This window comes from Ectothiorhodospira variabilis, assembly GCF_022227625.1.
Classification (GTDB): Bacteria; Pseudomonadota; Gammaproteobacteria; order Ectothiorhodospirales; family Ectothiorhodospiraceae; genus Ectothiorhodospira; species Ectothiorhodospira haloalkaliphila.
In genome coordinates this window covers 61,159-82,455 of the sequence record NZ_JAJNAO010000006.1, presented here as the reverse complement: position 1 = coordinate 82,455, position 21,297 = coordinate 61,159, and the positions used below count along the sequence as shown (strand labels likewise).

The 21,297-nt window shown below is 64.6% G+C and carries 19 protein-coding genes; 10 read left to right on the top strand and 9 right to left on the bottom strand.

The annotated features are described in order from the left end of the window. Window positions 1-53 precede the first annotated feature (53 nt). From LPW30_RS08335 to LPW30_RS08325, 3 genes are all read left to right on the top strand, one after another. On the top strand, window positions 54-890 hold the full coding sequence (locus LPW30_RS08335; RefSeq protein WP_239680603.1) for an ion transporter: 837 nt from the start codon (window positions 54-56) through the stop codon (window positions 888-890). 40 nt (window positions 891-930) lie between these two features. Continuing rightward, window positions 931-1,125, top strand: coding sequence for a hypothetical protein (locus LPW30_RS08330; protein WP_025281822.1), 195 nt, complete (start codon window positions 931-933; stop codon window positions 1,123-1,125). A gap of 162 nt (window positions 1,126-1,287) precedes the next feature. Beyond that, window positions 1,288-1,869, top strand: coding sequence for a ferritin (locus tag LPW30_RS08325; RefSeq protein WP_238624879.1), 582 nt, complete (start codon window positions 1,288-1,290; stop codon window positions 1,867-1,869). Between the two features lie 218 nt (window positions 1,870-2,087). Here LPW30_RS08325 and LPW30_RS08320 read toward each other — a convergent pair whose 3' ends face one another. The 6 genes from LPW30_RS08320 to LPW30_RS08295 form a co-directional block, all read right to left on the bottom strand. After that, on the bottom strand, window positions 2,088-2,441 hold the full coding sequence (locus LPW30_RS08320; RefSeq protein WP_025281824.1) for an ArsR/SmtB family transcription factor: 354 nt from the start codon (window positions 2,439-2,441) through the stop codon (window positions 2,088-2,090). Window positions 2,442-2,446: 5 nt separating this feature from the next. Continuing rightward, on the bottom strand, window positions 2,447-2,809 hold the full coding sequence (locus LPW30_RS08315; RefSeq protein ID WP_026623600.1) for a thiol-disulfide oxidoreductase DCC family protein: 363 nt from the start codon (window positions 2,807-2,809) through the stop codon (window positions 2,447-2,449). 80 nt (window positions 2,810-2,889) lie between these two features. Further along, window positions 2,890-3,651 (bottom strand): bifunctional 2-polyprenyl-6-hydroxyphenol methylase/3-demethylubiquinol 3-O-methyltransferase UbiG, encoded by a 762-nt coding sequence (gene ubiG / locus LPW30_RS08310; protein WP_025281826.1) that lies wholly within the window; start codon window positions 3,649-3,651, stop codon window positions 2,890-2,892. Beyond that, on the bottom strand, window positions 3,651-4,550 hold the full coding sequence (locus LPW30_RS08305; protein ID WP_026623601.1) for an NAD(P)-dependent oxidoreductase: 900 nt from the start codon (window positions 4,548-4,550) through the stop codon (window positions 3,651-3,653). The genes ubiG and LPW30_RS08305 overlap by 1 nt, the downstream gene beginning before the upstream one ends. 67 nt (window positions 4,551-4,617) lie before the next feature. Next, window positions 4,618-5,397, bottom strand: coding sequence for an ABC transporter permease (locus LPW30_RS08300; protein WP_238624878.1), 780 nt, complete (start codon window positions 5,395-5,397; stop codon window positions 4,618-4,620). Between the two features lie 3 nt (window positions 5,398-5,400). Continuing rightward, on the bottom strand, window positions 5,401-6,363 hold the full coding sequence (locus tag LPW30_RS08295; protein WP_239680602.1) for an ATP-binding cassette domain-containing protein: 963 nt from the start codon (window positions 6,361-6,363) through the stop codon (window positions 5,401-5,403). 140 nt (window positions 6,364-6,503) lie between these two features. Here LPW30_RS08295 and lexA point away from each other — a divergent pair, with 140 nt between their 5' ends. Next, window positions 6,504-7,103, top strand: coding sequence for a transcriptional repressor LexA (gene lexA, locus LPW30_RS08290; RefSeq protein WP_025281830.1), 600 nt, complete (start codon window positions 6,504-6,506; stop codon window positions 7,101-7,103). Further along, a complete protein-coding gene (gene imuA, locus LPW30_RS08285; RefSeq protein WP_239680601.1) occupies window positions 7,096-7,779 on the top strand; it encodes a translesion DNA synthesis-associated protein ImuA in 684 nt (227 codons plus the stop codon). The genes lexA and imuA overlap by 8 nt, the downstream gene beginning before the upstream one ends. Here the strand turns inward: imuA and LPW30_RS08280 are convergent. Beyond that, window positions 7,703-8,686, bottom strand: coding sequence for an alpha/beta fold hydrolase (locus LPW30_RS08280; protein ID WP_026623603.1), 984 nt, complete (start codon window positions 8,684-8,686; stop codon window positions 7,703-7,705). The genes imuA and LPW30_RS08280 overlap by 77 nt on opposite strands. A gap of 204 nt (window positions 8,687-8,890) precedes the next feature. On the opposite strand from LPW30_RS08280, the gene LPW30_RS08275 reads away from it, so the two are divergent. Both LPW30_RS08275 and LPW30_RS08270 read left to right on the top strand, forming a co-directional pair. Beyond that, on the top strand, window positions 8,891-10,411 hold the full coding sequence (locus LPW30_RS08275; protein ID WP_239680600.1) for a DUF2868 domain-containing protein: 1,521 nt from the start codon (window positions 8,891-8,893) through the stop codon (window positions 10,409-10,411). Next, window positions 10,408-11,790: a GTPase/DUF3482 domain-containing protein gene (locus tag LPW30_RS08270; RefSeq protein WP_025281834.1), complete on the top strand. Its 1,383-nt coding sequence runs from the start codon at window positions 10,408-10,410 to the stop codon at window positions 11,788-11,790. The genes LPW30_RS08275 and LPW30_RS08270 overlap by 4 nt, the downstream gene beginning before the upstream one ends. Before the next feature lie 12 nt (window positions 11,791-11,802). Here LPW30_RS08270 and LPW30_RS08265 read toward each other — a convergent pair whose 3' ends face one another. Together LPW30_RS08265 and pabB are read right to left on the bottom strand one after the other, a co-directional pair. Further along, window positions 11,803-13,458, bottom strand: coding sequence for a methyl-accepting chemotaxis protein (locus tag LPW30_RS08265; RefSeq protein WP_239680599.1), 1,656 nt, complete (start codon window positions 13,456-13,458; stop codon window positions 11,803-11,805). Between the two features lie 114 nt (window positions 13,459-13,572). After that, window positions 13,573-14,961 (bottom strand): aminodeoxychorismate synthase component I, encoded by a 1,389-nt coding sequence (gene pabB, locus LPW30_RS08260; protein ID WP_239680598.1) that lies wholly within the window; start codon window positions 14,959-14,961, stop codon window positions 13,573-13,575. 371 nt (window positions 14,962-15,332) lie between these two features. On the opposite strand from pabB, the gene LPW30_RS08255 reads away from it, so the two are divergent. Genes LPW30_RS08255 through LPW30_RS08245 form a run of 3 tightly spaced genes read left to right on the top strand, consistent with a single transcriptional unit; the run spans window position 15,333 to window position 21,270 of the window. Further along, window positions 15,333-16,520 (top strand): efflux RND transporter periplasmic adaptor subunit, encoded by a 1,188-nt coding sequence (locus tag LPW30_RS08255; RefSeq protein WP_239680597.1) that lies wholly within the window; start codon window positions 15,333-15,335, stop codon window positions 16,518-16,520. Beyond that, window positions 16,520-19,624 (top strand): efflux RND transporter permease subunit, encoded by a 3,105-nt coding sequence (locus tag LPW30_RS08250; protein ID WP_239680596.1) that lies wholly within the window; start codon window positions 16,520-16,522, stop codon window positions 19,622-19,624. The genes LPW30_RS08255 and LPW30_RS08250 overlap by 1 nt, the downstream gene beginning before the upstream one ends. Then, a complete protein-coding gene (locus tag LPW30_RS08245) occupies window positions 19,621-21,270 on the top strand; it encodes a TolC family protein (RefSeq protein ID WP_239680595.1) in 1,650 nt (549 codons plus the stop codon). Before LPW30_RS08250 ends, LPW30_RS08245 begins: the two co-directional genes overlap by 4 nt. Window positions 21,271-21,297: the final 27 nt, after the last annotated feature.

Here is a 21,297-nt window from a genome sequence, read left to right as displayed (position 1 = left end):
TCCCCATCGGGCAGAAGGGTTTTAATGGCTTGAAAGACCCAAGGAATCCTCAAATGCACGCCGTGGCCGGTCCACGCGCCCGTGTGGGCGCCTTTATCGAATCCGACCGCATTCAGCGCTGGATCATCGCGCTGATCCTCATCAATGCAGCGGTGCTGGGTCTGGAGACCTCGCCGACCGTCATGGAGCACACGGTGGGGCCGTGGCTGCTGGTGGCAGACAAGGTCATTCTGGGCATCTTTGTGGTGGAAATCCTGCTCAAGCTCTTTGCCCAGGGCTGGGGCTTTTTCCGACGCCCCTGGAACGTGTTCGACTTCCTGGTGGTGGGCATCGCCCTCGTCCCGGCCTCCGGCCCCATGGCCGTGCTGCGGGTGCTGCGACTGTTGCGCCTGGTGTCCATGATGCCCAAGCTGCGCTTCATCGTGGAGGCCCTGCTCAAGGCCATCCCGGGGATCCTGTCCATCCTGGGCCTGCTGGTGCTGCTGTTCTATGTGTTCGCGGTGATTGCCACCGGCCTGTTCGGCAAGAGCTTTCCGGAGTGGTTCGGCAGCCTGGGACAATCCATGTACACCCTCTTCCAGGTCATGACCCTGGAGAGCTGGTCCATGGGCATCGCCCGACCGGTGATGGAACAATACAACTGGGCCTGGGTGTTCTTCGTGCCCTTCATCCTGATTGCCACCTTCACCATCCTTAACCTTTTCATCGCCATCATCGTCAACACCATGCAGTCGATGCAGGAGGATCAGCAGCAGTTCGAGCATGACACCATCGAGGAAGTGGTCCACGCCGAGAACACCCAGTTGCACGAAGACCTCAAGGCACTGCGCCAGGAAATCCGGGAGCTGCGCAAGGAGATCTCCAACGACCCCCCATCCGGCTCAGGTTAGCCCTCCACTTGATCACACATTCGTTGCGAAGGACTCCGGCATGAGCGAAGACGACCCACAGACCGAAGCCCCGTCAAGGCCCTACACCGGCCCGGAGCGCCGCAAGGGCGAGCGCCGCAAGAGCCAGCACGACCGTCGGGAAATGTTCCGCTTCGAGCCGGAAAAGGACCCACGACGCTCTGGCAAGGACCGCCGCAAGGCCAATCAGGATATCTGGAAGCAACGGGACATTTGATCCCTTTACGCGAACCGGGTTGAAATCCAAAGGGCCATGGTCTGAAATCATAGGCCCGATAGCGCGCGTCGGGCTCCGGGGTGGACGAAACACGGTATGATGACACCTCGGACCCTGGCCCCATGGAGAGCGTCTTTCAGGTCTCCATCCACCAGTCTCGGCATGCTCTTTGCCTCAAAAGACGGGTTCAAGGCTTTTTCACTTCACAACCCCGAGGTCTTCATCATGATTTCCACTGCCATGGCCGAAAAGATCAGCAACCAGATCAACCGCGAATTCTACTCGGCGTACCTGTACCTCGCCCTCTCCACCGAGGCCGACAACGCCAACCTGCGCGGCGCCGCCGAGTGGTTCATGGCGAAATACCACGAGGAGTCTGCACACGGATTGAAGATGGTGCGCTACCTGCTCGACCAGGGCGCCGAAGTCACCCACGGCGCGATCACCGCACCACCTTCCCAGACGGGCTCGCTGCTGGCCATGTTCGAGCGCACCCTGGAGCACGAACAGCAGGTCACCGCGGCCATCCACGACATTGTCGACCAGGCGCTCAGCGAAAAGGACCATGCCACCAACATCTTCATGCACTGGTTCGTCACCGAGCAGATCGAAGAGGAAGCCACCGTCAGCGACATCCTTGGTCGACTGCGCCTGTTCGGTGACCGCAGCGAAGGGCTGCTGATGATCGACAACGAGCTGGCCGCCGCCGCAAAGAGTATGGGACAGGGAGAGTCGGTGGCCTGACCGGTTCTTCACCTGCTGGCTTCATGGTCAGGATGACCGACATCCACCACAATCCGGCCGCGCGAAAAGCTCCCTGATGTCAAAAAAGAAGAAGGACAAATGTTGCAAGAAATACAAAGAGGGCAAGCGCTGTAAGGATTGCCCCAAGCGCAAGGACTGATGTGCCGGCACTCGGGCATCAGACGGCCCGATGGTTTGCCAACGACACTCACTGCCCCTCACACCACACACGTGGCCCCGGGCCTCTCGGCCATGGTGGTCAGGCGTTCATGGTCGCGAACGAAGGGCTCGGTGGGGGCAATCTCCCGGGCGGTGCGTTCAAGGATGTCGCGCACCCAGACAGGGAGGTCGGGATTGATCCGGTAAAAGATCCACTGGCCACGTCGATGATCGGCGACGATGCCGCTCTCGCGCAGCAGGGCCAGGTGGCGGGATACCTTGGGCTGGGGCATCTGAATGGCGTGGGTGAGCTCGCACACACAAAGCTCACCCTCCTGACAGAGCAGGGTGAGGCATCGCAGGCGTGTGGAATCGGACAGGGCCTTGAAAACGGTTTCCGGTAACTTGTTCATGGAAATCAGGAGTCCTTGGGCAACTCACATGTCGCGGGTTGCCGACGGCGGTAGCGGGCGAAGATGCCGTAACCAAAGTCCATCACCGGCAACACGCCCGGGATCGCCGATACCACCCTGGCCAGCCAGCGATAACCTGGCAGGGCGCTCCAGACGGTAACAAAGGCATAGGCACCGGTGGTCAGCCGACCCTCGGCATCGCAGGCATGCATCCGCTTCATGGCTTGCTCCCAGGTCACCCCCAGGCGATCGAGCTGCTCGGGATGACTGTGCAGATCAAGCCAGTTGACCCGTCCAGCCTTGTCCAGGCGCCGATAGTGGCCGATCTCGCGGCGGCACAGGGGGCAGCCACCATCGTAGAAGACCATGGGTCTGCCATCGAAGCCATCGTCTTGCGACGGACTGGAAGAGACGGAACTGTTTTCGGCGGTATTCATGGGATTTGCCCTCAAGATAGGCGGGGGCCGGGCTTGTGCGTCATGAGCATGTAGTTCACACCCATGTACCCGGCCAGACTCATGCGACGGTTGAACGGATTGACCCGCACCCCCGTGCGTTCGATCACCTCCAGGCCATCCGGCGTGAGCAGGGCCTCGAGTTCACCCGGCGTGGGGAAGCGCTTCCACTGATGAGTCCCCCGGGGTAACCAGCGCAGGATGTACTCCGCACCGACGATGGCGGCGACAAAGGAAGCCGCCGTGCGGTTAATGGTGGCAATGAAACCATAGCCCCCGGGGCGCAGCAGGCGGTTGCAGGCCTGCATGAAGCCAGGCAGATCCGCCACATGCTCGACCACCTCCATGTTGAGCACCACGTCGTATTGGGTGTCTCGGTCCGCCAGCGTCTCCACGGAGACCTCTTCATAGGTGACCGGCAAACCGGAGTGTTCCCCGTGCATCCGCGCCACGACGATATTGCGGCCGGTCACGTCCACACCGTGCACATGGGCACCCAGCCTCGCCATGGACTCACTGAGAATCCCGCCTCCGCAGCCGATATCCAGCATGGTGAGACCGTCCAGTGGGCGCTCGGCATTCGGGTCGCGTCCCAGATACTGGCAAAGCCGCTCCAGGATGTAGCGGGTGCGTACCCGATTCAGGGTGTGCAGGGCCCAGAAAGGCCCCTGATCGTCCCACCACAGATCGGCCAGAGCAGTGTAGCGGGCCACCTCATCCGGATCGATGGAAGACTCCTGGGTCGGGGTCGTCATCAGTGATCTCCTGCCTCTTTGGGTGGTGGCGTCAAGCGGCGCAATACCTCGGCAATCACCGCGGAATCATCTTCACCATATCCCTGCCCCACGGCTGCGTTGATCCACTGGGCCGCCTGGGCCGTACCCGGCAGCGGCAAACCCAGGTCGGCGGCGGTCTGCAGCACGATCCCCATATCCTTGGCGTGCAGCCGGGTCTTGAAACCAGGCGGATAGGAGCGATTGATCATGCGCTGGCCATGCACCTCCAGTACCCTGGAGTAACCCAATCCACCCAGCAGGGCCTCGCGCATGGCCTTCGGGTCCACGCCCGCGGCCTCGGCCAGGCGGATGGCCTCGGAGACGGCGGTCATGGTCTGGGCCACAATCAACTGATTGCAGGCCTTGGTGATCTGACCGGCCCCGTGGTCGCCCACATGGGTGATGCACTTGCCCACCACCTCGAGCACCGGACGCACCCGTTCCAGCACGTCGACCTTGCCGCCCACCATGATGGTCAGGCTGCCCTCCTTCGCTCCCTGCTGACCTCCCGAGACCGGTGCATCCAGCATGTCCACGTCCCGATCGGCCAGGGCCGTGGCCAGCTTGCGGGTGGCCGTGGGGGAGATGGTGCTGTGATCCACCACCACCAGGCCCGGCTGGGCACCTTCGATCACGCCGTTATTGCCCACGAGCACCTGCTCCACATCGCGGGTATCGGAGACGTTGGTCAGCACCACGTCCACCTGGCGGGCCAGCTTGGCCGGACTCGTGTCCACCTGAGCACCCGCGTCCTTGAAGGCCTCCGTGGCCTCGGGACGTCGCGCCCATACATGAACTTCATGGCCGGCCTTGAGCAGATTCAGGGCCATGGGGCCACCCATGATGCCCAAACCGATACAACCCACCTTCAACGTCATCATCGACTCCAGCAATTCATTGAATGAGATCCCATTCCGCCCGGCCAGGTTCAACCCGCGCAGGGGCTCAGCACATCAAACGACGCCGCAGCAGCCACGTGGACAGGCTCAACGCCACCAAACCGTAAGCGGCCACCACACTCAGATGCAGCAGCACATTCACCGGCCATTCGCCGATCATCAGCGGCCGAACCACCTCCACCACATGCACCAGCGGCAGCAGATGGGCCAGGATCACGATCACGTCCGGCAACTGATCCAGCGGAAAAAACACCCCCGATAGCAGCAACATGGGCGTGATCGCCAGGGTGAAGTAGTACAGGAAGAAATCATAACTGCGTGATAGGGCCGTGACGATCATGGCGCAGGCCGCAAAGGCAAACCCCGCCAGCAGGATCACCGGCAGCGCCAGCAGTGCCCGCAGGTCGCTGACCAGCCCCAGCAGAGCCGCCACCACCAGGATGGCCGTGGCGCTCATCAGGGCCTTGGTGGCTGCCCACATGATCTCCCCCAGGACAATGTCATCCAGGTTCAATGGCGCACCCAGCAGCCCGTCCCAGGTCTTTTGTTCGGACATGCGCGTGTACGCGGAATACATGCCCTCGAAACTGGCCGTGTACATGGCGCTGGAACAGATGATGCCCGAGGCCAGGAAGACCATGTAGGGCAGGTCTCCCAGGTCTCCCACCAATTGGCCGAATCCATAGCCGAAGGCCAGCAGATACAGCACTGGCTCACCGAAGTTGCCCAGCACGGACGGCACCATGATCTTGCGCCACACCAGAAGATTGCGGCGCCACACGGGAATGAACCGCAGACTCAGCTGCGGCATCAGGGAGGTCATCATGGTTCAGTCCCTCAACTCGTGTCCGGTGAGTTTCATGAAGACATCTTCCAGATTGGCCGGACGATGCAGGTAGCGCAGCCCGGCCCGCTCCAGGCGCTCCAGCACGGGGGCCGCCTCACGGCAGTACAGCAGGGCCATATCCCCCACCCGGTGGGCCCGCGCTGGCAGGTCGTCCGTCTGACCGTCCAGCCAGCGCATGGCCGCGTTGCCATTGATCTCCAGCACATAGGGATCAATGTGCTCGGCGATCAGGGCATTGGGGCTGTCCTGGGCAACGATCCGCCCCCGGTCCATGATGGCCAGCCGATCACAAAGACGTTCCGCCTCCTCCATGTAATGGGTGGTGAGGATCAGCGTTGTACCCTGCTGCTTGAGGCCTCGCAGGCACTGCCAGATATGATGGCGCGCCTGGGGATCCAGCCCGGTGGTGGGCTCATCCAGCACCACCAGTTCCGGGCGATTGATCAGCGCCCGCGCCAGAGTGAGGCGGCGCTTCATCCCTCCGGAGAGGGAATCAATGCCCATGTTTTCCCGTTGCCCCAGGTTGGCAAAGGCAATGAGTTCGTCCACGCGACGGCGACGCGCATCGCCCTTGAGGCCGAAGTATCCGGCATAGGTCGTCAGGTTCTCCCGTACGGTGAAATCCGGATCGAGATTATCGAACTGAGGCACGATACCCAGCCGTACTCGAGCCTCACGCGCCCTGGCGGGAATGGGCTCGCCCAGCACATGCAAGGTGCCGCCGTCAGGAGGGGTCAGCCCCAGCATCATGCGCAGGGTGGTGGTCTTGCCTGCCCCGTTGGGCCCGAGCAACCCGAAACATTCCCCCGGGCGTACCTCCAGATCAATGTGATCCACCACCGTCTGGCCGTCGTAGCGCTTGAGCAGCCGGCAGGCCCGCGCAATGTGCGGTCCATCCGCAGTCTGCGCAGTGGTGAAATCGTCGGTTAAAGCAACTGTATCCATGCAACGTCCTTTGAGTTGACCGATCATGTTACTAAGTGGCGGGCCGGCGACGCCAGCAACCCGACCTTTTGCCGGGTGTTGCCCCTTGCCAAACGCGCCGCCTTGAAATACTGTCTATAGATATAGAAGCGAGGACCGGTATGGAAAAGCTCACCCCCAGGCAGGCGGAAATCCTGGCATTCATCCGCGACTACATGCAGACCAGCGGCATGCCGCCCACCCGGGAGGACATCATGCGTGCCTTTGGTTTCAAGTCCCCCAACGCGGCGGAGTGCCATCTGCGCACCCTGGCCCGCAAGGGCGCCATCGATATCCTGGCGGGCACTTCCCGCGGGATTCGTCTGCGCGAACCCCTGGGGCTGCCCCTGGTGGGCCGGGTGGCCGCCGGGGCACCCGTCCTGGCCGAGGAGCATATTGAAGATCACTACCGGCTGGACCCACGCCTGTTCAATCCCCGGCCGGATTACCTGCTGCGGGTGCAGGGGCTCAGCATGATCGGTGCAGGCATCATGGACGGAGATCTGCTGGCCGTCCATCGCACCCCCGAGGTGCGTAACGGCCAGATCGCCGTGTTCCGCCTGGAGGACGAGGTCACCGTGAAGCGTTTCCAGCAGGAGGGGCACACGGTCCGGCTGTTGCCGGAAAACCCGGACTTTGAACCCATTGTCGTGGATTTGCGCCAGGAGGCACTGAACGTGGAGGGCGTCAGCGTCGGCATCATCCGTAATCAGGATGCCTGACCCGCAGGCCCCCAGCGACGCCACTCCAACCCTGGAGAGCCTGCTGCAGCGCCCGGACATCTGGCGTGGCGGCGGCCAGGATGGCCATCACAGGCAGACCCTGTCCAGTGGTGATGCAGCCCTGGATCAACGCCTGGGCGGCGGCTGGCCACAGGGGGCCCTAGTGGAACTGCTGCTGGACCAACACGGCATCGGAGAGGTTTCCCTGCTGCTACCGGCCCTGGCCGCCCTCACCCAGGGCGGGCGCGCCGTGGCCCTGGTGGCTCCGCCCTATGTTCCCTATGCACCGGCCCTTCGGCAGGCAGGCATCCACCTTCGACACCTGCTGTGGATCACGCCCCGGGATGACACGGAGATCCTCTGGGCCATGGAGCAGATCCTGCGTGCCGGCCCCGTGGGTGCGGCACTGGTCTGGCCTCAACGATTGACCTCCCGGCAGTTGCGCCGACTGCAACTGGCAGCGGAGCAGGGTCGCGCCACCGGTTTCATCTATCGTCCCACGCAACATATCCGGGAGCCCTCCCCTGCCGCACTCAGGCTGCGCCTGCACGCCGACAGGGAGGGGTCGCCAAGGCTGGAGATCATCAAGCAGCGGGGACCTAAAACCACTCCACAACCGCTTCCAGAACAGCATCAGGACATTCCTCCTGGGGCACATGACCGCACCCGGGAATAGTCGCCACCGTGGCGTGGGGCAGTGCCTGCGCTGCGCGCCTGGAATCCTCGGGGGGTACAACCCGATCCTCCTCCCCGATGATCACCAGGCTTGGCTGCGTCAGCTCCCCCAGATGAGCACTCACATCCACCGGACTGGCCATGGCGCGCACAAAAAGCTCACCCCAGGCCAGATCCCAGTTTTCCACGCGGGTGTGAATCATGGTGAGCGCGCGCCGCTCATCACTGATGGCCTGCGGATCATGATAGGACAGATCCAGCAGGGTTCCACGGGAGCCCAGTTGCCGGGCCAGCAACAGGTTCAGACGCCGGATCTGGGGCAATTGGGTCACCGCGTCCGGGAAGCTGGGCCGATCCACATACACCCACGGGTTGATCAGGACCAGGCCGCTGACCCGCTCCGGGGCCTCCAGGGCCGCCTCCATGGCCAGGGTGGCCCCGGAGGAGTTGCCCACCAGGATGGCCTGATCGATTCCCCTGGCATCCAGGAAGGCCAGCAGGTGCGTCAAGGCCGCCTCCTTGGTGAAGGGGTTGGGCCCCGACCACTCATCACGGGTGGGCTTGGCACTCAGCCCGTAGGGCACCTGGTCATGGGCCACCACCCGCCCGTGCTCGGCCAGGCCAGGCAGGAGTTCATTCCAGGTATAGGCATTGAAGGTGAAACCGTGAAGCAGAACGAACGTGGGCGCATCTGCCTCGCTGCCCCCATCGGCCTCCAGATAATGCAGTTTCAATCCATCGGTCCCCGCAAAGGGAATGGTCACGAACCGGCTCTCTTCGGTCGCGACCGCCTGGGCCGATTCGAGCCCCTTCAGGGGTTGGCTGGAGATCAGAAATGGGCCCAGCAGCAGAACCAGAAGTCCCAGGGTGAACAGACTACCGAGGATGATCAAGAGCCATCTAAGCATGAGATTCCTTACAAGGTTTACTTTATAATCCGCCGTTTTTCATGCGCTTTAAAGGCATGGATACACGCCATGCCCGCCTCTGGCGCCATTCACTTTACCGTCTCGACCGACCACCAGCCAGTCTGCCAGGCCGCCTGAACGGCCCGAGGCCCGCGGGCTGGCCCGGTTGGCGCAGACCAGTACGCGCCTTATAGTGACCACGCCATGGACAAGCCAGCCCGAACCCAGCCAGACGTTCCCAGCAAGCCCCTTTTCCGACAGCGCCTCGTTGCCGAGGCGGTGCGCATCCACGAGGATCGCGAGGGCCGTGTCATTGATGACGCCATGGCCTGGAAGGTGGGCCGCGAGACGTCTGGTGATCTGGAGGCCCGGGTACTGGCCCGGGCCGCAGCCACCCGCCTGGGGGCACGGGTCGAGGATGCCCTGCAGGGGGTGAGCCGCCTGGGTACCTGGATGGGCATACTGGCATTGCTGCTGGCCGGCCTGTTGGGCGTGGGCGCTGCCGGTGCTTCTCTGGGCGCGCCACTGATGGACGATGCCTCACGCATCAACATCTTCTGGGCCCTGGGCAGCCTGCTGGGCGTACAAACCCTGCTGCTGCTGCTGTGGCTGCTGGTCATGCTGTTGTTGCCTCGAGCCGGCGGTGGACTCCTGGGACATGGGGTGCTGGGGGCCGGTGGTGGCCTGGCGCGTTGGCTGTCCCGCGCCCAGGCCCATGAACTGGCGGTGCGCGCCCTCCTCAATCTGCTGGGCCGGGGCGGACTGGCCCGATGGTCGGCAGGTACCGTGACCCACCTGCTATGGGCCGCCTTTGGCGCCGGGGCCCTGCTCATGTGCATCTGGAGCCTGAGCGTGCGCCAGTATGATTTCGCCTGGGGAACCACCCTGCTCAGCGAAGCCCACTTCATCACCCTGATTCATACCCTGGGCGCCCTGCCCGCCTGGGTGGGCATCCCGGTACCCGATGAGGAACTCATCCGCGCCAGCCGCCTGGGCGTCAGTGAGGGTGCCGACGGTCGCATTGCCTGGTCGGGCTTCTTGCTGGGCAGTCTGCTCTTTTACGGGCTGTTGCCCCGCGTGTCGCTCGGCCTGCTGTGTCTTGGTCTGGCGCGCCGTTCAGCAGCCCGCACCCACGTGGATCTCAGCGCCCCCGGATATGCCCGCCTGGCCCCGCGCCTGCAGCCCGACCACCATCGCCTTGGCGTGATTGATCCACCACCCGCCCCACCCCCGCCAGGGCATGCCCCCCAGGAGCGTCGAGACACACGAGACACCAGCACCCCCATGGCCCTGGTGGGCTTTGAACTGGAGCATGCCCGGGATCACTGGATCCAGAACACGCGTCACCCCCGGTGCATCCCCCTGGGCCAGGTGGACGATCGCCATACCCGCCGCGACATCCTGGCGGCGCTGGCGGCACAGGACCCCGCACCCTCGGTGGTGGTGGTGGTCTGCTCCCTGGCCCGCACCCCGGATCGCAGCACCGAAGGCTTCCTGGCAGATCTCCGTTCCCGCACCACCGCACCCGTCTGGCTGCTGCTGGACGAGGCGCGCATTGCCCGGGAGCGGGAGGTCGACCTGGCGGCCCGGTATCGCGCCTGGCAAGCGCTGTCGGAACGGGCCAGTCTGGATCGCCTCTTGCCCGATGACCCGGGCCAGGCCGATCATCGGGATGCCCGAATCCTGCTGGATGCCTTCGACCCTACCAAGGATCACGCGTCATGAGTCCGCTATTGCAGGTGGCCGTGGTCGGCCACACCAACACAGGCAAGACCTCCCTGCTGCGCACCTTGTCCCGCGACACGGATTTTGGCGAGGTGTGCGACGCCCCGGCCACCACCCGGCACGTGGAGGGCACGGAGATTCTGGTAGACGGCGGGCCGGTCATGGCCCTGTTTGACACCCCGGGCCTTGAGGATGCCTCCGGCATCCTGGACTGGCTGGAGACCGGTCAACAGGATCGCCACGCCGGGGCCGAAGCGCTGGAGCGGTTTCTGCAGGCCCCCGAAGCCAGTGGACGCTTTGAGCAGGAGAGCAAGGTACTGCGCCAGCTGCGCAGCAGCGATGTGGGCCTGTACGTCATTGATGCCCGCGAGCCGGTGCTGGGCAAATACCGGGATGAACTGGCCGTACTGGGCATGTGTGCAAGACCGCTGATCCCCGTGCTGAACTTCGTCGCCTCCCAGGACAACCGTGAGCCACAGTGGCGGGAGACCCTGGCCAACCTGGGCCTGCATGCCGTGATCACCTTCGACTCGGTGGTCTATGACCTGCAGGGGGAACTGCGCCTGCACGAAAAGCTGCGCAGTCTGCTGGACGCCTACAGAGAACCCCTGGGCCGCCTCATGGAGGCCCGCACCCGGGAGGCCCAGTGGCTGGAGAGATCCGCGGCAGAGAGTGTCGCCGACATGCTGCTGGACATCGCCGCCTGCACGCTGCTTGTGCCGCGTGAACCCGCGGCCACAGAGGCCGGCATGGAAGAATTGCAGCGTCTCGTCCGCAGACGGGAGCAGGATTGCGTGGATGCCCTGCTCAGCCTGTATCGCTTTCGCGCCAGCGATTATCTGGCCACCCAGATACCACTGGAGGATGGTCAGTGGGGCATGGATCTGTTCACCACCGACGCCTTGCGTCACTACGGGTTGCGTACCAGTGAGGGCGCAGCGGTCGGCGGCGCCATCGGGCTGGCCATCGACGTGATGGCCCTGGGCACCACCCTGGGTGCGGGTACCGCCGCGGGTGCCACCGCCGGTGCACTCATGGGCAATGGCGTCGGCCTGGGTCGGCGCCTGGGTCAGCGCATGCGAGGACAACGGGAACTGAGGGTCAATGACACCACACTGCGTCTGCTGGCCCTGCGCCAGCGGCAGCTGGCCCGGGCCCTGTCGCGTCGCGGCCATGGCGCCGAAAAGGCCCTGGAACTCAATACTCCTACGGATAACACCTGGCGCCGGGGCAAGTTGCCTGCCCCGGTCCGCAAGGCGCGGCTCCACCCCCGCTGGTCGCGTTTGAATGAGCGAGCTGATGGCGTGGAGTCGAAGCCACGCGCTCAGGCGTTGGAGGCGTTAACCGAGCAGTTGCTGGACGAAGGAAGCCGTGTGTAGCCCCCCTCGACCCTACACCTGATAACCCGACACCCGATTCTGCAAATCCGCTGCCAGTCGCGCCAGTTGTTCGCTGGCGGCAGCGATTTCCTGGGCGCCATTGGAAGTCTGATCCACCGAGTGGGAGATGGTGCTGATGTTGCGGTTGATCTCCTCGGCCACGGCGGACTGCTCCTCGGCGGCGCTGGCGATCTGCGCATTCATGTCGTTGATGCTGACGATGGAGTTGTTGATGGAGTCCAGTGACTGACCGGCCTTGGCGGCCTTGGATACACTATCCTGGGCCTTGGTACGACCCTGTTCCATCACGCGCACCGCCCCGCTGGCACCACTTTGCAACCGCTCGATCATGTCCTGGATCTCGGTGGTGGAACTCTGGGTACGACTGGCGAGTGTGCGCACTTCATCGGCCACCACGGCAAAACCCCGCCCCTGCTCACCGGCGCGAGCCGCCTCGATGGCGGCATTCAGGGCCAGCAGGTTGGTCTGCTCGGCAATGCCCCGGATCACATCCAGCACCTTGCCGATCTCGTCACTGTCGGCGGACAGGCGGGTAATCACCTCAGAGGCGTTCTCCACTTCATGGGCCAGTTCCTCGATGGAGGCAATGGTTTCCTTCACCACCTGACTCCCCGTGGAGGTCTCCTGCTGGGTGTCCTGGGCTGACTGGGCCGCATGAGAGGCATTGCGGGCCACCTCCTGCACCGTCGCCGTCATCTCGTTCATGGCCGTGGCCACCTGATCCGTCTCCGAGTGCTGCCGCTTCACCTGCTCGCGAGTCTCCTCCGACGTGGTGGAGAGCTGTTCTGCCGCCGAGGAAAGCTGGGCCGTGGCCGAACCCACCTGGCGCACCAGTTCATGCACCCGGTCGGCAAACCGGTTGAACCCATCTGCCAGGTCGGCCACCTCGTTTCTGCCCTTCACGACGAGTCGCCGCGTCAGATCCCCACCGCCATCGCCGATGTCACGCAGGGTATGTGCCGCCTCGCGGATGGGTCCGACGATCATGCGGGCGAAGAACACCGCCCCCACGATGCCAACGACCACAACCACCAACAAGGCCATGAGCATCCCGCCAACCAGCTCGGTGACACCGCGGGCGACGATGGAATCGGCCTGTTCCTTGGGGATACCCAGCCCCATGATGCCGATGACCTGATTGCGTTCGTTGAACAGGGGTTCGTAAGACGTCAGATGGGGTACCCCCACGATCTCGGAAACCCCGGTGTAGCGCTCACCCTGAATCACCGACGCGTAGGCGGCCGTGTCACGGCCCAAGGGTGTGCCCACGGCGCGCCTGCCATCCGGCCGGGTCACGCTGGTGATCACCCGGGGAAACTGGTTGCCGTCGCGAGCAAAGATGGTGAACACGATCCCCAGATCGCGACTGATGGCATCGGCCATCTCGTGACGCCCTTCCAGCGGTTCACCATCCGCATCCACCAGTCGTCCGTTGGAAACCCCAACGCTGCCGTAATACTGCGTCAGATACACCCGGGCGGCCCGCAGGTCCCCCTCCGCCTTCACCAGCAGACTGTGATCCACCAACTGACGGGAGGTATTGGCCATGCTGTGATAGGACACCAGCAGGAATACCAGCCCCACCACCGTCAGCCCAACTACCGCGAACAGAATCAGCCTTGCCTGGATCGTTATATTATTCAGCATGTTGACGTCTCTTGTTGAAGCCCTGGGTCATCCGGTATCGGCCAGCGGTCATTCTTCTTATCGGCCGCCAGCGGGCATTCCTTAATCCCCCGCCCTTAATCCCCCGCGCCGTGATCACCCTGCCGGCCCGCGCAACAGGCTCATCATGGCGCTGGCCTTGTGCAGGGTCTCCTGGTACTCATCCTCGCCATCTGAGCCTGAGGTGATGCCCCCGCCGGCCCAGAATCGGACCTGCCCATGACTGTTCACCAGGGTGCGGATGGCAATGCTGGTATCCATGTCGCCATCAAAGCCCACATAGCCGATGGCCCCGCAGTACACCCCGCGCCGATGCGGTTCCAGGGTCTCGATGATCTCCATGGCCCGCAGCTTGGGCGCGCCGGTGATGGACCCCCCGGGAAAACATCCCCGCAAGAGGTCCAGCGCATCACGACCCGCTGCCAGGCGCCCGCTCACTGCGCTCACCAGGTGGTGCACCGTGGCATAGCTCTCCACGCTGAAAAGCTCCGGCACATTCACGCTGCCAATGGCGCAGGTCTTGCCCAGGTCGTTGCGCAGCAGATCCACGATCATCACGTTCTCGGCCCGATCCTTGGTGCTGGAGACCAGTTGCGCCCGTTGCGCCTGATCGGCGCTCCGGTTGGCACCCCGGGGACGGGTCCCCTTGATGGGGCGGGTGCTCACCTCGCCGGCACGCACCTCCAGAAAACGCTCCGGTGAGTTGCTCAGGATGCTGGCCTCGGGCAACTTGAGAAAGGCCCCGAAGGGCGCCGGGCTGATGCCCCTGAGGCGCTGGTAGCTGCCCCAGGCATCCCCCTGAGCCAGGGCGCTGAAGCGTTGCGCCAGGTTCACCTGATAACAGTCTCCGTCACGGATGAAGGCCTGCACCCTGGCGAAGCGGGCCTGATAGTCTTCCCGTGACATATTGGACTGTATACCGCCACGCAGCCTGAATCCCGATCGCATCCGCCCCCGGCCGGCCTTGGATAGCATGCGCAGCAACTCCGGCCAGATCCGGGCCGTATGGGGATCCAGTCCGCGCCCCACCAGCCAGGCCACTTGTTCCTGATGGTCCACCACCACCGCCCAGTCATGAATGCCCACCGCCATCTCCGGCAGGTTCTCGCCGTCCTGGGCCAACGAAGGCAGGCGTTCGAACCGACGTGCCAGGTCATAGCCAAAATAACCCAGCGCGCCCCCTGAAAAGGGCAGGCCATTCACGGGCGGCAATCGCGGCCCCAGGCAGGTCGCCACCAGGCGCAGCGGATCGTCCCCGCTTTCGCGCACGCCACTGCGTTCCTGGATGCGCGTCACGCCCCCCCGGGTGACCACTGTGACGAAGGGGTCGGCGGCCAGGATATCGTAGCGACCACGCTGGCCGGCAGTGCCGCCGCTGTCCAGGAAGACCGCCCAGGGTCGATCCGCCAGCACCTGAAACAGCCGCGCCCCATCCCCGGGATAGGGCAGACGCTCAAGCCGGAAACCGGTGGAACGGGCGGTCATGGTGGCGGGACAAACCTCGTGGATGACGTCGAAACAGGCAGCGGGAGCGCGGATTCTACTATGATGCCGGTGGCAATGGGGGCCGGGCCGGATGGCATCTGCTGGTCTGGACTGAGTATACTGCGCCCGCTGCATGACAAACGCCGCCCGCGTGGCCGGTGCATGAAACCCGCGCCCACCGATGGTGTCTATCCGCAGGGCAGATCACCGCAACTACCCTGTCGGCGAATCCGCTGTCAACGCATGACAGCGTCATGCGTTTACCCCTCATCCAGGCCTTTGCGGCTGCCACCCGGCGTGGCATCCCTGGCCTGAATCAGCCACCGTTCAAGCCCACACGACCCCGCCCTTCCGGCCATGGACAAGACCCGATGAAACGACTCCCGATCCTGATCGCCCCGGTATTGATCCTGGTGGCGGTGCTCATCTGGTGGGGAACCGGATCCGATTCAGACACCGGGCCGGGCCCGGGTGCCGGCCAGGGCGCCGTGGCCGTGAGCGTGGATACCGTCACGCGCGCAGATCTGACGGACCGTGCGTTCTTCACCGGCTCCCTGGTGGCTGCTCACCGGGTGGAAGTGGCCACACGCGTGGCCGGGCGTCTGAAGCGCCTGCATGTGGACATTGGCGATCAGGTGGAGCCGGGACATTTGCTGGCAGAACTGGACGATGACGAATTCCAGCAGGACCTGGAGCAGGCCCGTGCCGAACTGGCGGTATCCAATGCCAACCTGATCGAGGCCCAGGCGGCGCTGACCTCGGCACAGCGCGCCCTGGACCGCACCCGGGACCTGCGCGAACAGCGGGTGGCCTCCCAGTCCGAACTGGAATCGGCGGAAACCGACGTGGAGGCCCGCCAGGCGGGTGTCACCCTGGCCCGTTCCCAGATCGCCCAGCGCCAGGCGGCCCTGCGCAATGCCCAGATCCGTCTGGACTTCACCCGTATTCAGGCGGAACTGGATAACGGTGAAGGCCAGTGGCTGGTGGCCGACCGCATGGTGGATCAGGGCAGCATCCTGCAGGCCAACACCCCCATCCTGGCGCTGGTGAATCTGCAACCCCTGCGGGCCCGGGTATTTGTCACCGAGCGGGATTACGCCCGCCTGGCGCCCGGCCAGTCGGCCCAGCTTTCCACCGTCGCTCATCCCGGCGAGACCTTTGAAGGTGAGGTGATCCGCGTCGCTCCCGAGTTCCGTGAGGCTTCCCGCCAGGCTCGGGTGGAAATCCAGGTGCCCAACCTCGACCAACGCCTGCGCCCGGGCATGTTCGTGGAGGCCAGGATCAGCACCCGCACTGTGGAAGATGTGACCGTGGTGCCCATTGATGCGGTGCTCGAACGGGACGGCCAGCGCGGCGTCTTCCAGGTGGAAGAAGCGGACAATGGCCCCATTGCCCGGTTCGTGGCCGTGAGCACCGGCATTGAGGAAGCCGGGAAGGTGCAAATCACCGAACCCGAGATCAGTGGTCGGGTGGTCACCCTGGGACAGCACCTGCTCAGTGACGGTGTGCGGTTGCGTATTGCCGACGAGGGCGAGGCCCGTGCCGAGGGCGCGCGCTGATGAATCCCGCTCGCTTTACCGTCCCTCGCCCCATATTCACCTCCATGGTGACGGCCATCGTGGTCACCCTGGGGCTCATGTCCCTTTTCCGCCTGCCCATCGATCTGATGCCGGACATCACCTTTCCCACCATTTCGGTGATGACCACCTACGAAAATGCCGGCCCGGAGGAAATTGAACAACTGATCACCCGCCCCGTGGAGGAAGCCGTCTCGGCCGTCCCTGGCGTGGAGGAAGTCACATCCACCTCATCCGAGGGTTCCAGCACCGTCAGGATCTCCTTTACCTGGGGCACCAACCTGGACGACGCCACCAACGAGGTGCGCGACCGGCTTGATCGTATCGTCAATGCCCTTCCCGAGGAGGCCGACCGACCCAGGGTGCGTCGCTTCGACAGTTCGGACCTGCCGGTGATGCTCATCGGCGTGGCCGCCGAGCTGGACCCCATCGAATTGCGCCAACTCATCGATGACCGTATCCGCACCCGCCTGGAGCGGGTGCCCGGCGTGGCGGCCGTGGACGTCTGGGGCGGCCTGGAACGGGAGATCCGGGTGGAAGTGGATCAGGACAGGCTGCAATCCCTGCAACTGGGCCTGGAGGATATCCGTCAGGCACTGCGTGAGGCCAATGTCACGGTGCCGGCGGGCGAGATCGTGCGAGGCCGCATGGACCTGCGCCTGCAGGTTCCCGGGGAGTTCGAGACTCTGGATCAGGTCCGCGGTACCGTCGTCGCCACCCGGGAGGGCTCTCCCATCTTCCTGCATCAGGTGGCTCAGGTACGGGACACCCACCAGCGCATCACCCGCCTGATCCGCATCAACGACACCCCCGGGGTGCGCCTGGCCGTGCGCAAGCAGGCCGATGCCAATACCGTGCAGGTGGCCGAAGCGGTGCGCGCAGAGATCGCGCGCCTCAACCGGGAGAATCCTCAGCTCGATATCGTCGCGGCCATCGACAGCTCCCGCTTCATTGAACGCTCCATCGCCAACGTGGGCCGCTCCATCCTCTATGGCGGCAGTCTGGCCGTTCTGGTACTGCTGTTCTTCCTGCGCCATCTGCGTTTCACCCTGGTGGCCGCCACGGCCATCCCGGTCTCGGTGATCGCCACCTTCGGCCTGATCTACTTCGGCGGCTTCACCCTCAACCTGATGACCCTCGGCGGTCTGGCCCTGGGGGTTGGCCTGATGGTGGATAATGCCATCGTGGTGATCGAAAACATCGCCCGACGCCGCACCGAGGACGGACTGCCCGCCGCACAGGCCGCCACCGAAGGTACATCCGATGTGGCCGCGGCCATCACCGCCAGTACCCTGACCACCCTGGCCATCTTCCTGCCCATGTTCTTTGCCCAGGAGATGGCCGGCGTGCTGTTCAAGCAGCTGGCCTTCGTGGTGGCCTTCGCCCTGTTCTGCTCCTTGCTGGTGGCCCTGACCCTGGTACCCATGCTCATGGGGCGCAAGGGCACGGTGAGCGAACGCCCGGGCAACCCGCTGACCCAACGTGCCGCCGCCATGGCCGGTGGCATCGTCCGGCGCGTGGAAACGGGTTATCTGCGACTTCTGGATGCCGTGCTGGCCCATCGCTGGACGGTGATCGTGCTGGCACTGAGCCTGTTCGTGCTGGCATTGGCCCTCATCCCGCGCCTGGGCACCGAATTCATGCCCGCCACCGATGAGGGGGAACTGCGGGTCAGCATCGAGATGGAGCCCGGCACCCGTCTGGAGATCCTGGACCAGGCCGTACGCCGCATGGAAGATGTCCTGAAAACGCATGTTCCGGAGGTGGAGAACCTGGTCACCAGCGTGGGGGGCTCCACATTCCGTTCCACCTCGCCTTCCACTGCCTCGCTGCGTATCTCCCTGGTGCCCCAGGATCAGCGCAGCCGCAGCACCGACCAGATCGCGGCCGACCTGCGCCGCCAGCTGGGCGACATGCCCGGCGCCACCATTCGGGTGCGCCCCAGCCGCGGCATGATGATGGGCCGTATCGGCGGCGGGGGTAATGACGAGAGCCTGAGCCTGGAGGTACGCGGATTCGACCTGGAAACCATCGATCAGGTGGCCGCCGAACTGGAGACGCGACTGGCGCGGATCGAAGGCATCACCGACGTGCGACTGGGTCGCGAGGAAGGCCGCGAACAACAGCTGGTGCGCATCAACCGCACCCGCGCCGCCGACCTGGGCGTGAGCGTTTCCCAGGTGGCCCGCACCCTGGAGACTGCCCTGAGCGGCGGTAGCGCCGGTCAGTTCAGGGATCGCAGCACGGAGACCCGCATCTGGGTACAACTGCGGGATGCCGAGCACATGACCCTTCAGGAGGTGCTCAATATCACCGTGCCTGGCCGCGACGGCGAGCCGGTGAGCCTGCGCCACCTGGTGGACCTGGAGCCGTCGATCGCCCCCTTGCAGATCGAACGCAAGGAACAGCAGCGCATCAACGAGGTGTTTGCCAATACGGCCGGTCGGGACCTGGGTTCCATCGTCGCCGACGTGCGGGCCGAACTGGCGGATATGCCCCTGCCCCGCAACGTGGACATCACCTTCGGGGGGGACGTGGAGGAACAGCAACGGGCATTCGCGGAGCTGGGTCTGGCTCTGCTCATGGCCGTGGCCCTGGTGTACATGGTGATGGCCAGCCTGTATGAATCCCTGCGGGATCCTTTCATCGTGATGTTCTCCGTGCCCCTGGCCCTGATCGGCGTGGTGGCGATGCTGCTGGCCACGGGCACCACCCTGAACGCCCAGTCCCTGATTGGTATCATCATGCTGGTGGGCATCTCGGTCAATAACGCCATCCTGCTGGTGGACCAGAGCGCCAGACTGCATCGCAACCAGGGTATGACGCCCCATGCTGCCGTGCGTGAGGCCGCCCGCCGGCGCCTGCGACCCATTTTGATGACCTCGCTGACCACCATCCTGGCCTTGATCCCCCTGGCCATCGGCATCGGTGAGGGTGGCGAGGCCCAGGCGCCCATGGCGCGGGCGGTGATCGGCGGGTTGTTCAGTTCCACCCTGATCACGCTGCTACTGATGCCGGTGCTCTACACGCTGTTCCATCGAGAAGATGCGGGGGCTCCCGCTGCCAACCCGATCAGGTCGACATGATGTCCCCAAACCGAACCCTGCGCCCCACCCTTCTGGCCCTGGCCCTCTCCGGTCTGATGTTGCTGCCTGCCACCCAGGCTCAGGCCGATGATCTGCCCACCCCGCCCTGGCTGGAGGAACGCCTGGATGCCTGGGGTCCGGCGCCCCATACGCTTCCCGAAGGAGCCCCCGAGCCCGGTGCGCCAGCGGCCTGGTCCCCCGATCCGGGGCAGGTGTCATCCGGGCAGTTGGAGTTGTCGGTGGAAAACGCCGTCTTCATGGCCCTGCAGAACAATCGCTCCCTGGCCATGGAGCAATTGCAGCCGCTGATCACGGGCACCTTCGAGGCGGTGGAACGGGCGGTGTTCGATCCGGTGCTGTTCGCGGAGATGAGCCTGTCCGAGGATGAGACGGTGCGGCAGTTCGATCAGGCCCAGATACCCGATCAGGTCACCCGCTCCCAGCGGGATCGTGCCGAAGCCGGACTGCGTCAGAGCCTGCCCACCGGCACCGACATCGAGCTTTCCCTGCGCACCGTGCGCAGTGAGTCGACACGAACCGACGAGCAATTCACCTCCCGTGCCGGCCTCACTCTCACCCAGGCCCTGCTGCGCGGCGCCCGCATCGATTCCAACCTGGCCAGTCTGAGGCAGGCCCGGGTGGACACACAGAGTTCCCTGTACGAGTTCCGGGGCTTTACCGAATCCCTGGTGGCCGATGTGGAAACCGCCTACTGGGACTACGTCCTGGCCAGTCGCCGCACCCAGATCTTCGAAGAATCCCTGGCGGTGGCGAGTCAGCAACTGGAAGAAACCCGTCAGCGCATCCGCGTGGGTGATCGGCCCGAGAGCGAGGAGATCTCCGCCCGTGCCGAGGAGGCCCTGCGCCGTCAGGGCCTGATCGATGCGCGCTCGCAGCGGGCTCAGACCCGCATCCGCCTGTTGCAGCTCATCAACCCGTCCGTGGCCCATTGGGGCACCCAGGTCACCCCCCTGGACGCACCTGACCCACAGGTACCCGCTCTGGAACCGGTGGGCGACCATATGCAACTGGCCCGTGAATTGCGCCCTGCACTCAATGAAGCGCGCCTGCGCGTACAGCGCGGCGAACTGGAACTGATCCGCACCCGCCAGGGCCTGCTGCCGCGCCTGGATCTGTTCGTCACCCTGGGCCAGAGCGGCTATGCCTCCGCCTTCGGCGATGCCTGGCGCGAGGTGGACGGCCCGGGCTACGACTACAGCGTGGGCCTGCAACTGGAATATCCCATCGGCAACCGGGCCGCCCGGGCCGATGCCGAACGGGCCGGCCTGAGCCGCCAGCAGGCCCTGGAAGCGCTGGGCAATCTGCAACAACTCACCGCCCTGGATGTGCAGAACGCCTGGTTCGAGGCCAACCGCACCCGCGAACAGATCCAGGCCACGCAACTCACCCGGGAGCTTCAGGAAGAGGTGCTGCGTGGCGAGCAGGCCCGCTTCCGCGTGGGCACCGGCACAGCCCTGGCCTTGTCCCAGGCGCAGCGGGATCTGCTGGAGAGCCAGCTGGAGGAAGCCGAGGCCATCATCCGTCATCGTCAGGCCCTCACCGAACTCTATCGTCAGAGTGGCACGCTGCTGCTGCGCCGCGGGATCGAGGCCCCGGGAGATCAGGCGGTTGAGGTGAGTTTCTAAGGGGCGATCCATGCCGCTGCCCCGTGG